Raw genomic sequence first — 12398 nt, forward strand, 5'->3', positions numbered from 1 at the left:
GCTGCTTACTCCCCTTCAACCCGCATGATGCTGGCGACACCACGCACGGTGTCGAGTTTGCGCAGCGCGTCGACGGTGCCGGTGAGGGCGGCGTCGGGCGCGCGGTGGGTGACGACGACGAGGGAGGCCTCGCCGTCCTTGCCCGTCTGACGGACCGTATCGATCGATACGCCGTGCTCGGCGAAGACCGTCGCGACCTGGGCGAGGACGCCCGGCTTGTCGGCCACGTCGAGGCTGATGTGGTAGCGCGTGACGACCTCGCCCATGGAGCTCACGGGCAGCTGCGTGTACGCGGAGTCGCCGGGCCCGGTGGCTTCGGCGAGCTTGTTGCGGCAGACGGCGACGAGGTCGCCGAGGACTGCGGACGCGGTGGGCGAGCCGCCCGCGCCGGGCCCGTAGAACATGAGCTGCCCGGCGGCCTCGGCCTCGACGAAGACGGCGTTGTACGCGCCGCGCACCGACGCCAGCGGGTGGCTGAGCGGAATCATCGCGGGGTGCACGCGCGCGGTGACGGACCCGCCGTCGGCGGCCCGCTCGCAGATGGCGAGGAGCTTGATGGTGCAGCCCATGCGCTTCGCGGACGCGAAGTCGGCGGCGGTCACCTCGGTCATGCCCTCGCGGTACACGTCGTCGAGACGCACGCGCGTGTGGAAGGCGATGCCGGCGAGGATCGCGGCCTTGGCGGCGGCGTCGAAGCCCTCGACGTCGGCGGTGGGGTCGGCTTCCGCGTACCCGAGAGCGGTGGCCTCGTCCAGGGCTTCCTGGTAGCCCGCCCCCGTCGTGTCCATGGCATCGAGGATGAAGTTCGTCGTGCCGTTCACGATGCCGAGGACGCGGTTGACCTTGTCTCCCGCCATGGACTCGCGCAGCGGCCGGAGCAGCGGAATGGCACCGGCGACGGCGGCCTCGTAGTAGAGGTCCCGGCCGTGCTCGACGGCGGCCTGGTGCAGCGCGGCGCCGTCCTGCGCGATGAGCGCCTTGTTCGCGGAGACGACCGAGGCGCCGTGCTCGAAGGCGGTGGTGATGAGGGTCCTGGCGGGCTCGATCCCCCCGATCACCTCGACGATGACGTCGATGTCGCCCCGCTTGACCAGCGCGGTCGCGTCGGTGGTGATGAGGTCCGGGTCGATCCCCTCACGCACCTTGGAGGGCCGGCGGACGGCGACCCCGGCGAGCTCCACCGGGGCGCCGATCCTGGCTGTGAGGTCGTCGGCGTGCGTCGTCATGATGCGCGCCACCTCTGAGCCGACCACTCCACAGCCCAGCAGCGCCACCTTCAGCGGACGCGTACGCATCATCCGACCTCACTTCTCATACATCTACGGTGGAACCAGTCTCACCCACCGGAACAGACTTTCTGTCCATTGTCCGGATCCTGAGACATCTATTTCATGTTTTTCGTCAGCCGACGTCGAGACGCAGGAGATCTTCCTCCGTCTCACGCCGCATGATCACCCGCGCCTCGCCGTCCTTGACGGCGACGACGGGCGGGCGAAGAGCGTGGTTGTAGTTGCTCGCCATCGAGCGGCAGTACGCGCCGGTCGCGGGCACGGCGATCAGGTCGCCGGGCGCGAGGTCCGCCGGAAGGAAAGCATCCCGTACGACGATGTCCCCACTCTCGCAGTGCTTGCCGACGACGCGCACGAGCACGGGCTCGGCGTCGGAGGAGCGGGAGACGAGGGCGACGGTGTACTCGGCGTCGTACAGCGCGGTACGGATGTTGTCGGACATGCCGCCGTCCACGGACACGTACGTACGCAGCCCTTCGAGGGGCTTGATCGTGCCGACCTCGTAGAGCGTGAAGGCGGTCGGGCCGACGATGGCGCGGCCGGGCTCCACGGAGATGCGGGGGGTGCGGAGCCGCGCGGCCTCGCACTCCCGCGTGACGATCTCGCGCAGCGCCTTCGCGATCTCGTGCGGCTCGCGGGGGTCGTCGTCGGAGGTGTACGCGATGCCGAGCCCGCCCCCGAGGTCGATCTCGGGCAGCTCCACGCCGTGCTCGTCCCGCACCTCGGCGAGCAGCTGCACGACGCGCCGCGCGGACACCTCGAAGCCGGCCATGTCGAAAATCTGCGACCCGATGTGGGAGTGGATCCCGATGAGCTCGAGACCGTCGAGCTTGAGGGCGCGCCGCACGGCCTCGGCGGCCTGCCCGCCCACGAGCGCGATGCCGAACTTCTGGTCCTCGTGGGCGGTGGCGATGAACTCGTGGGTGTGCGCCTCGACGCCCACGGTCACGCGGATCTGCACGCGCTGCCGCTTGCCGAGCCGCTCCGCGATGTGCGAGACGCGCACGATCTCCTGGAAGGAGTCGAGCACGATGCGTCCGACGCCGGCCTCGATCGCCCGGTGGATCTCGCTCTCGGTCTTGTTGTTGCCGTGGAAGGCGATGCGCTCGGCGGGCATGCCGGCGTCGAGGGCGGTGGTGAGCTCGCCGCCGCTGCACACGTCGAGGTTCAGCCCTTCTTCGTGCAGCCACCGCACGACGGCCCGGGACAGGAACGCCTTGCCGGCGTAGAACACATCGGCGTCGCTGCCGAAGGCGTCGCGCCAGGCCTGGCAGCGGGCGCGGAAGTCGGCCTCGTCGATGAAGTACGCGGGGGTGCCGAACTCCTCGGCGAGCCGCGTCACTTCGATGCCGCCCGTGCTGACGACGCCTTCGGGCGTACGGGTGACGGTGCGGGACCAGACCTTGGGGTCGAGGGCGTTCAGGTCGGCGGGCGGAGCGCTGTAGTGGCCCTCGGGGAGTACGTCGGCGTGGCGGGGACCGGCGGGGTGCGCGGAACGGCTCATGGCGGTGTCGTCTCGTCTTTCACATGTCACAGGTGGTCGGGTGCGCTGATGCCGAGCAGGGAGAGGCCACCGGCGAGCACCGTCCCGGCGGCTTCGGCGAGCGCGAGCCGGGCGCGGTGGGCGGCCGAGGGTTTCTCGTCTCCCATGGGCAGGATCTGCCCGCGGTCGGCGCGTCGCGTGGGCCCTTGTGGGGCGCGGTGGGGAGCGCTGTGCGGAGCCCCGCATGGAGCGCTCTGTGGAGTGCTGTGTGGAGCGCTGTGTGGAGCGCTCTGAAAGGCGAGGAAGGCGTCGGCGGTGACGACGAGGTGCCGAGCGAGCCGGTCCGGGGCGCGGTGGCGCGCGGCGGAGGCGAGGACTGCGGGGTGGGCGGCGAGGGCGTCCAGGAGGGGGGTGAGGGGGTGGTGGGGGGTGCCGGTGTCGCCGGGGGCGGCGGTATCGAGGGGGAGGCCCGTGTCGCCGGGGGCGGCGGTGAAGCCGAGGTCGGCGGCGTTGCGGAGGAGGGCGCGGGAGCGGGCGTGGGCGTACTGGACGCGGAAGAGAGGGTTGCTCTCGCGCTGCACGAGGTGCTGGTCGCCGCCCTGCTCGGGGGTGACGCGGGGGTGGTCGTGGGCGGCGGGGTGGAGCAGCGCCCAACGGGCGGCGTCGCGGCCGAGGCGGAGGGGACCTTCGCGGCCGTCCGCGGGGGCGTGTGCCGGGACGGGGCGCAGGGTGGGGAGGGACTCGGGCGGCCGCCCGTGGGCGTCGACGCGCACGCCGAGGACATCCGCCCAGGCGGGGTCGGGCGCGTCGTCGCAGGTGACGCGGACGAGGACGCCCTGGGAGCGCAGGATGCGGCGGGCGCTGTCGGCGATGACGACGGCACGGATCTCACGGGGCACGTGGATCTGGGCGAGGGCGCCGGTGTCGGGGTGCACGTGCCCGTAGCAGGCGCCGCGCTCCAGGATCTCGCGTACGAGGGCTTCGTCGCGCGCGCCCGCGAGGGTGATGTTGAGGAACCCGGGCCCGGTGATGTCGACGCCGGCGATGCCGGGCTCGGCGGCGAGCCGCGGTGACAGCACCTCGGCCACTTGCCGCGGGGTGCGTCCGGCGGCTCGGGCGAGCTGGAGGGCGATGTTGGTGGCGTAGTCGCCGCGGCCGCCGGGGCGGGGCTTTTCCACGCGTACGGGCAGAGGCCCTGACTCCACGGAGGCGTCCGGGTCCCGGCTCAGGCCCAGGCCCCGACCCAGGTCCCGATCCAGGCCCCGGCCCACGTCCACGCTGAGCTCACCGGCATCGACGGCCTGGCGCATGGCGCGCAGCACGGTGCGGGAAAGCTCGACGGGGGTCACGGGACCAAGCGTATGGGAGGAGGGGGGTGGGAAGGCGACTCGGTTTAGCGGATGGTCCGGGATGTGGACGGGGTGCGCGGGGGGGGGGGTGCGGCTGGACTGGAGTAGGGCGGAGCTGGACCGGGGCGGGGGCTGGGGCTGGGCGGAGCTGGATCGGGGCTGGGGCTGGGGCTGGTGCTGCGACTGGGCTGGGTCTGGGCCCACCCTGGACCGAGGCTGGGGCTAGGCCGAGCTAGACCGGGGCTGAGGCTGCGGCTTGGGTGGGCCTGGGCCCACCCTGGGCCGGGCTGGGGCTGAGGTGAGGTCAACCTCTGGGAGGTGTGACGCGCTCCGCTTCGCCGACACCGCCACCCACCACACCGCCACCCACGGCGCCTTCGCCCCCGGCTCCACACCCACTGACCCGGCACTCGGCCGCTTCCAGAGCCCCCTGGTCGGGGTCACGGTCACGGTCCCGGTCACGCTGGCCCGCACGCCCGCCCTCACCGCTCACCTCTCCCCTCCCCCCGAACATCAACTGCCGGACGATCCCGACCAGTTCGTTCGGCTCGAAGGGCTTGGCGAGGAAGGCGTCGACGCCGACCTCCAGACCGCTCTCGACCTCGTACTGCGTGCAGGCGCTGATGACAACGACGGGCACATCACGCGTACGCGCGTCGGCACGGAGCCGTGCGGCGGTCCGTAGTCCGTCGAGCCGGGGCATCACGACATCGAGGGTGATCACATCGGGCTGGACCTGCTGCACGACGTCCAGGCATTCGACACCATCGGCCGCGGTCACGACCTCGAAGCCCTCCAGCTCGAGGTTGACCCTGATCAGCTGCCGGATGACCTTGTTGTCGTCCACAACAAGCACGCGGCCGGGCACGCCTGGCACAACTCGAGAGTAGGTCCGCGCCCACCACCGCGTCCCGGTTTTCCCTACTTCCGCCGCCCACACACAGGCCGGCGCCGCCTCCCGCCCCCACCGACGCGAGCCACCCGCCCCGCCCCCACGCGAGCACCGAAATACCTGTTCATGGGGAGCCCCGAAGAGCTGGTAGGGTTCTACCCGTCGCCGCGCAACCCGCGACGATACGCCCCCGTAGCTCAGGGGATAGAGCAACGGCCTCCGGAGCCGTGTGCGCAGGTTCGAATCCTGCCGGGGGCACGGACAGCGTCCGTGCCGGATGTATCAGCAGTAGGCAAAGGGCCGGTGATCTCAGTGATCACCGGCCCTTGTGCGTGCTCCGGCCGGGGGCGTTCACCGTCATGGCTTCTGTGCACCGTGACGGTCCAACTCCCCGGCGGGGAGGGGCCGGTTGACCGGTGGAATCTTGGGTGTGCGCGCCTGCGGCCGCCTAGGCTGCGTAAACGCAGTCACCGGGAAGGGCCTCGGATGGATCAGTACAGGACCACGAACTCCATTCATGGCGGGCACTACGCGGGGCCAGTGATTCAGGCTGCTTCGGTGACGGTGCAAGCCCCGGAGCCGGTCCCGCCGAGGGAACCGTGGGTCCGGGCCGTGCTGGAGTCGGCCGTCTGGGCGCACGCGGCTCCGCGCGATGTGGAGGCACATCGCGGACACGCGGCGCGGCTGGTCGCGCGTCTGGCCGCCGTCAGAGACGCCGCCGGCCTGCGGGCCGCCGGCGACGCGTGGGCCGACCCCGGTTTCGCGGCGCGCTTCGCGGACCGGGTGGAGTGGCTGCTCGGGGAGCCCGACGGCACGCTCGACCTGTCTCCGTCGGAGGCCGGGGTGCTCGTGCTGATGCCCTACCTGTACCAGGCCCGTCAACTCCGCCGGGTCGCCTCCCGGATGGAGGCCGGCCCGGCCGACCTGCGTGTCCGGCCGGACGCGTGCCGATGGCGCAGTGAGTATCAGTCGTTCCTCACCGGCCACGACCGGCTGGTGAAGCGGGCCGAGCGGCGGCCGGAAGCCGCGCCGGTGATCGGCTGGTGGCTGTTCCACCGCTGGCTGGAGCGGGAGGAGGCCGCGGACCAGCTCTCCGGCCTGGACGCCGAGCTCGGCGAGGAGAAGGGTCCTTTGTCCCAGGCCCTGGATCCTCGTCGGCTGGCCAGGCTCCTCACCGGCCTCCGCCTCGGATCCGACGTCTGCAACGCGGAGCATGTGGGTCAGCTGGAAGCGGACGAGCTCCTGCCAGGGCCTGGCCGACAGCGGATCCGGGAGCGGCGCATGAGTCTGCTCCTGTCCGTCGCGTACGGCGCTGCGATCGAGCTCTCGGTCCTGCCGGACACAGTGGTCGAGCACACCGGCGTTCCCAACGGCGTCGACTTGGACGGGGTGCGGCGCACCCTCGCCTCCATCACGTGGGGTGGCCCTCCGGAGCTGCCGGTCCTGAAGGCGGTCTGCGAGCACGAGGCGGTGGTGGAGGCCCTGCGCGAGCATGCCGAGCGGCTGGACGGACTGCTGCTCGCAGTGGGGCGCACCGTCCCCGACCGGATTGCCCAGCCGATGCCGCGGTTGCCCGGGCGGATCTCGGCGGACGGCGTGGTGCCCGCGGAGGGGACCTTCATCAGCGGGGCGCGGTTCCGGCTGGACGACCGCAGGGTGCGCGACATCCTGACGGGCACCCAGCTCTACAAGGACCGCGGCCTGGCGGTCCGCGAGCTGTACCAGAACGCCCTGGACGCCTGCCGCTACCGGCGCGCCAGGACACAGTTCCTGGAACGGTCCGGACGCCCCTTCCACCCGTATGAGGGCGGCATCGAGCTCGTTCAGGGAGTGGACGACGAGGGCCGCGCCTACCTGGAGTGCTCGGACGACGGGATCGGTATGGGCGAGGCGGAGCTGCGCGGGGTGTTCTCGCATGCCGGGGCCCGCTTCGCCGAGCAGCCGGACTTCCTGCTGGAGCAGGCCGAATGGGAGCGGGTGGAGCCCCCGGTGCGGCTGCACCCGAACAGCCGGTTCGGGATCGGAGTCCTGTCGTACTTCATGCTCGCGGACGAGATCCGGGTGGTGTCGTGCCGGATGGGGCTGGACGGCGCACCCGGCCCCGTGGTGGAGGCCCGGATCCTCGGGCCGAACCAGTTGTTCAGGATCGTGGAGAAGGAAGGACGGGGCGCCACACCCGGTACCCGGGTGCGGCTCTACCTCCGGGAGGAGCCTCGTACCTGGTCGGCGATGAACACGCTGGCCGAAGTGCTGCACATCGCCGAGTTCCGGACGACCGCCGAGCACTCCGGACGACGGAGGGTGTGGGAGGCAGGAGTCCTGGGTCGGTCGGACACATACTCGGCGGAGGGGCAGGCCAGCGGTGGCCTGGTGGTCTGGGAGGACAGCCCGCCGGGTGCGCAAGTGATCTGGTGCGAGTACGGAGGCATGCTGCTGGTGGACGGCATCCTGGTCCAGCCGCAGCAGCGGGTGGGCGTGCTGTCCGGTTTCCGGGGTGTCGTGGTGAACCTCAGCGGGGACTACGCACCGCAGCATCTCAGCACCGATCGTGCGAGCCTGCTGACCGACGTGTCGGGGCGGGTCGAGGAACTGCTCGCCGCCGCGGCGCCCACCCTGGTGACGAGCGGAGCGAAGTTCCTCACCCTGAACTGGATCAGCGAAATGGCCGAGAGCAGCCCGCGCACCGCGGATCTGGTGGCCGAGGCGGCGTTCGAGGCAAAGAGCCGGTTCGGGATTCGCCACAGTCAGCGAACGGTGCCCGCTGCATCCGGCTGCTTCCCTCTCGACCGACTGCTTCTCGACAACTTGCTGGCGCCGAACGGCCTGCGTGGTTACTTCGACGACTCGGCGTTTCTCTCTCTTCCGGACCATCTGCTGCTCTGGCGGGTGCTCGCCCATGGGAACACTGATCTGTCCCGGCAACTGACGGATCTGGTACCGGAACTGGCGGATGTCCGTCAGGTGATGAGAGCCCGGCCGTCGGACCCGGAGCTGCTCACCGGAAGACGTAAGACGCAGGTGGCGACCGGTCCCTCGGCCGTCTTCGGTGTCGCCCGGCGGCTCGGCTGTGGCCTCGCGGGTCCCGTGGAACGGCGACGGCGCTTCGGAGACAACGGTCTCACCCTGCCCACCGCCCCCGAGCCGGATCTCTCGGACGGCTCGGACATGACCTGGCTGGACAGGCCGCACAACTACCGGCACGCAAGCGCGACCGTCGACGATCTGCTGAGGATCGGCGAAGAGCTCGGAGTGGACGCCACACAGGCGGCGGCCCGTCTGCGGTCCTACGGCATCCCGGTCGTGCCGTGCGACCTGCCGGACGGCGGACCCGATGAGACGGATCTCCAGCTTCTCCACCGGGACGGCGTGGTAGCCGAGTACCGCGGTATCGCGGATGACGGTCCCGTGCCGCCAGGCCATGTGGCCCAGGCCGCCCTGCGGACGGGACTGCACCCGGCGGAGGTGAAGCGCCGAATCGAACGCTACGGCGTGCCAGTGGAGCCGTTCGACCTGCCGGAACGCCCGGACAAGGAGTACGTCGCCTGGCTGAGTCAGGATCACAACGGCAGGTGGCCGTGGGTGAGTGCCACCCGGCCGCTTCCCCCTTGGCAACTGATCGCCGTGCAAGGATGGCTCGGGCTGTCGGCCGACGACGTGCGTGCCGAGTATGAACGCCTCGGTTTCTCGCTTCCGCCACGACCCACCTGCCGTGAGCTGCCCGACGACTTCGAGCTGCTCGGTGGCAGCGACGGAGTCGACTGGTCGCCCTTCTGGACCGATCGCGCCCCTGACTTCCATCAGCTCATCACGGTCGCGGAGGAACTGGGGCTCAGCCTGCGCTCTCTGATCAACCGGCTGGCCAAGTACCACGTGAGAGTCGGCATGGTGCTGCCGTCACGCCCCACCGAACTCGACCGCGAGCTCTTCCGTTACGAGGACCTGCTGCGTGTATCCGACGACGAGCGGGACGCCCCTTGGTGGTATCGGCTCGGACCGGACGACGAGATCCCCTTCTTCCTCGTGGTCCTGTCCGCCCGGGAACTCGGCCGGCGCCCGAAGGAACTCGCCGCCCGACTGAGCTCCTACGGCCTCCGGGTCTCCCGCGACGACCTGCCTCCGGGCCTCGGCCACAGCGCCACGCTGCGACTGCTGACCTCCGACGAGTACTCGTTGCCGCTGCCGGAGGACCCGCCCATGCCGCTCGCCCAGCTCGTCCGCATCGCTCGTCGGGCCGACCTCCCTGTGGCCGAAGCCGCTCAGCACCTGCGTGACCTCGGTGTTCACGTCGACGACCCGGCGGAGACCGTGCGGGCAGCTCTGTCGCGGGTGCCGGCCGGGTGAGTTCAAGGCGGTCCCGGCTTGTTTCCCGGCGCATGGCGTCGTAGGGGAAGGGAAGGGGAGACGCGGAGGGGCGTGTGGGGGAGGGAGAGGGGAGAGCATGATTCGGTCGTGCTTGACCAGTGAGGGTGTGCCGCCCGAGGAGCGGTTCGGGTGGTGGGGTGGGCTGAAGTCCGCTTCGCCCATCGCGACGACTCTGCGGAGTGATCACACCGATGACTTTCCCGTCGCGGTCGACCATGTCGATCTCGGGGCCGCGACGGTCACCACCATGTCGTATCCGTCGGCCGAGGTGCGGCGTACGGAGCGGCATATCCGTCGAGGGGATCCCGGGAGTCTGCAGGTCTCGCTGACCCTGTCGGGGCTCAGCGGGTTCGAACAGTGCGGGCGCAACGTGAAGTTCGGGGCCGGAAACTTTCTGCTGTACGAGTCCTCCTCGCCCTTCGAGGGGTGGATGCGGCAAAACGGTGACGGGAGTGATCCGACGCGGAGCATCGTGGCCACGCTGCCCCTGCACCTGCTGCCCTTCCCCGTCGACCGGCTCTCCGAGCTCGTGTCGCGGCCGCTCTCGGGCCGGGAGGGGTTCGGGGCCCTGCTCGCCCAGTTCATGCAGCAAGTCGCCGGGGATGTGGGGCAGTTCGGGGAGTCGCGTGACGTGTCCGATCGGCTCAGTCATACCCTCGTCGACCTTGTCGGGCACCTTGGCGCCCAGCACCTGGACCGCGTGGCGGAGTTGCCTGTCGAGAGCCGTAAGCGTGCCCTGTTGCTCCAAGTGCAGAGTCACGTGCGGCGGCATCTGCGCGATCCTGGGCTGAACCCGGACAGCATCGCCGCCGCGCACCACATCTCCACCCGCTATCTGCACCGCCTCTTCCAGGAGCAGGGGCTGACGGTCTCCTCCTGGATCCGGCGGCTGCGTCTGGAGCGCTGCCGTCGGGCGCTGGCCAATCCCGCGTTCGCCGCCGTGCCCGTCGGCGCCATCGCGGCCCGGTGGGGGTTCACGCAGCCCGCCGTCTTCACGCGCGCCTTCCGTGCCGCGTACGGGCTCACGCCCAGCGACGTACGCGCGCGGGCGCTGGCGGGATACGGGAGTGCGTCAGGGGTCAACGGGTGTGCGCCCATGGTCAATGACGTCGGGTGAGGGGCTGGGAAGACTGTTGCGCGGCGGCGAGGTCGGGGGCGCCGCCGGTGTCCGCCACTGCGCCCGTGGAACGGGGGAACCCATGGAACGGGTGGAACCCGTTGAACGGGGGAGGGCGTAGGGGCGGGCACGGGGGGGCGGGTGCGGGGGGGGCGGGTGCGTTTCTTTCGGTTCTTGTGACCGTGCGTGATCTTCTTCCGGCCGTCCGTGCATCCACATCATGTCGATCCTGTGCATCTTTGCCGTCGGCACCATGGAAGCCGGACCAGGCGGTCCATCTTGCCGGGGGCTCCTTCGAATGCCGTGATAGCACGGGGTGATCACTTTCGAAGGAGGGGACGACCTCGTGGGCATCTTCAGCCGTCGCCAGACCGGCACCACCGCCACCGTCGAGCCGACGCCGGCCGGCGGTGTCGCGCTCGACTCCGCGTTGCGGGAGCTGACGGGGCAGTGGACCATCGACCGGCCGCACAGCCGTGTCGGGTTCTCCGTGCGGCACGCGATGGTCACCACCGTGCGGGGTGCCTTCGCCGACTACGACAGCACGCTGTACTTCGACGGCGACCGGCCCTCCGAGTCGCGCGCCGAGATCGTCGTCCGGGTCGGGAGCGTCGACACCGGCGTGGAGCAGCGGGACGCCCATCTCGTCGGCACCGACTTCTTCGACGCGCGGCGCTACCCGGAGATGGTGTTCCGCAGCACCTCCACCGTCCATGAGGGCGGGGAGAGCTTCCGCATGTACGGGGATCTGACCATCCGGGACGTCACCCGCCCCGTCGACCTGCAACTCGACTACCTGGGGTCGGTCGTCGACCCCTTCGGCTTCGAGCGGGTCGGCTTCGACGGCACCACCACCATCGACCGCACCGAGTGGGGTCTGGTCTACAACCAGCGGCTCGCGGCCGGCGGCACGATGGTGAGCGAGAAGGTGCGGCTGCAGTTCGACATCTCCGCGATTCGGCTCGCCGCCGGGTAGGTCCCGTCGGGGAGTGGGGCTTCGGCGGGTAGGCGCTTCGGTGCCGGCCGTGTGTCAGTGCGATGCTGGCGGGCGTCGTACGCAGAACGCCGTGGTCGTCGTGATCACCGTGAACACCGCCGCCGTACGCGGCACGCGAAAGGAGGGCGCGCTCGTGGGCGACTGGATACGTTGCTTCCACCCCGCACCCCACGCCGGGACCCGTCTGCTCTTTTTCCCGCACGCGGGTGGTTCCGCCAGCGCCTACCACCCGCTGTCGGCCGCTGTGAGCGGGGTCGTCGACCCGTTGGTCGTGCAGTACCCGGGGCGCCAGGAGCGGTTCGGTGAGCCGTTCGCCGAGCGGGCGGACGACGTCGTGGACGCCGTGCTCGCCGCGCTCCCCGGGTGGGACGCCGGGGAGCCGACGGCGCTGTTCGGGCACAGCATGGGCGCGGTCCTCGCGTTCGAGACGGCGCGGCGCATGACCGCGGCGGGGCATCCGCCCGCGGCCCTGTTCGTCTCCGGGCGGCAGGCACCCTCGCTGCCCTGGCGGCCGGCGGCGGTGGTGCGGCCCGTGGCCGAGATGTCCGACAGCGAGCTCGTGGAGGAGATGCGGAAGCTCTCCGGCACCGCGAGCGAGCTGCTGACCTCCCCCGATCTGCTGCCGATCATCCTGCCGCCGGTGCGCGCCGACTACCGCCTCCTGGACAACCACGTCCACCGGGACGGCCCGCCGCTCGACTGCCCGGTCGTCGCCCTGACCGGCGACGCCGATCCCCGCGTCACGGTCGAGAGCGTGCGGGCCTGGGAGAGCGAGACGCGCGGCGACTTCTCCTGCCATGTGCTGGAGGGGGGCCACTTCTTCCTCGACCGTCATCGGGCGTACGTCACCGAAGTCGTCGCCTCCACGCTGGTGGGGCGGAACGCGTCGACTCGGTGACGTCCTGCGTC

The 12398-nt window shown here is 70.9% G+C and carries 8 protein-coding genes and 1 tRNA gene; 5 read left to right on the forward strand and 4 right to left on the reverse strand.

The window, feature by feature from the left end; genetic code table 11:
* Positions 1-5: 5 nt before the first annotated feature.
* The 4 genes from ACZ7LU_RS12820 to ACZ7LU_RS12835 all read right to left on the reverse strand — a co-directional run bounded on the left by ACZ7LU_RS12820 (position 6) and on the right by ACZ7LU_RS12835 (position 4968).
* Positions 6-1298 carry a homoserine dehydrogenase gene (locus ACZ7LU_RS12820; protein ID WP_398301206.1) on the reverse strand — a complete coding sequence of 431 codons (1293 nt, stop codon included), beginning with the start codon at positions 1296-1298 and terminating at the stop codon, positions 6-8.
* A gap of 103 nt (positions 1299-1401) precedes the next feature.
* Positions 1402-2793: a diaminopimelate decarboxylase gene (lysA, locus tag ACZ7LU_RS12825; protein ID WP_471916700.1), complete on the reverse strand. Its 1392-nt coding sequence runs from the start codon at positions 2791-2793 to the stop codon at positions 1402-1404.
* 26 nt (positions 2794-2819) lie between these two features.
* Positions 2820-4121, reverse strand: coding sequence for an ArgS-related anticodon-binding protein NrtL (nrtL, locus tag ACZ7LU_RS12830; RefSeq protein WP_471916701.1), 1302 nt, complete (start codon positions 4119-4121; stop codon positions 2820-2822).
* 304 nt (positions 4122-4425) lie between these two features.
* Positions 4426-4968, reverse strand: coding sequence for a response regulator (locus ACZ7LU_RS12835; protein WP_471917065.1), 543 nt, complete (start codon positions 4966-4968; stop codon positions 4426-4428).
* Between the two features lie 231 nt (positions 4969-5199).
* Here ACZ7LU_RS12835 and ACZ7LU_RS12840 point away from each other — a divergent pair.
* The 5 genes from ACZ7LU_RS12840 (at position 5200) to ACZ7LU_RS12860 (ending at position 12387) form a co-directional block, all read left to right on the forward strand.
* A tRNA-Arg gene (locus tag ACZ7LU_RS12840) sits at positions 5200-5271 on the forward strand.
* 300 nt (positions 5272-5571) lie between these two features.
* Positions 5572-9354, forward strand: a complete 3783-nt coding sequence (locus ACZ7LU_RS12845; RefSeq protein ID WP_471916702.1) for a wHTH domain-containing protein — start codon at positions 5572-5574, stop codon at positions 9352-9354.
* A gap of 112 nt (positions 9355-9466) precedes the next feature.
* Positions 9467-10492 (forward strand): helix-turn-helix domain-containing protein, encoded by a 1026-nt coding sequence (locus tag ACZ7LU_RS12850; RefSeq protein ID WP_471916703.1) that lies wholly within the window; start codon positions 9467-9469, stop codon positions 10490-10492.
* Positions 10493-10838: 346 nt separating this feature from the next.
* Positions 10839-11468: a YceI family protein gene (locus tag ACZ7LU_RS12855; protein ID WP_471916704.1), complete on the forward strand. Its 630-nt coding sequence runs from the start codon at positions 10839-10841 to the stop codon at positions 11466-11468.
* 91 nt (positions 11469-11559) lie between these two features.
* Positions 11560-12387 carry a thioesterase II family protein gene (locus ACZ7LU_RS12860; protein ID WP_470981525.1) on the forward strand — a complete coding sequence of 276 codons (828 nt, stop codon included), beginning with the start codon at positions 11560-11562 and terminating at the stop codon, positions 12385-12387.
* The last annotated feature ends 11 nt before the right edge of the window (positions 12388-12398 follow it).

The sequence above is a fragment of the Streptomyces sp. NPDC039462 genome (genome assembly GCF_055639375.1).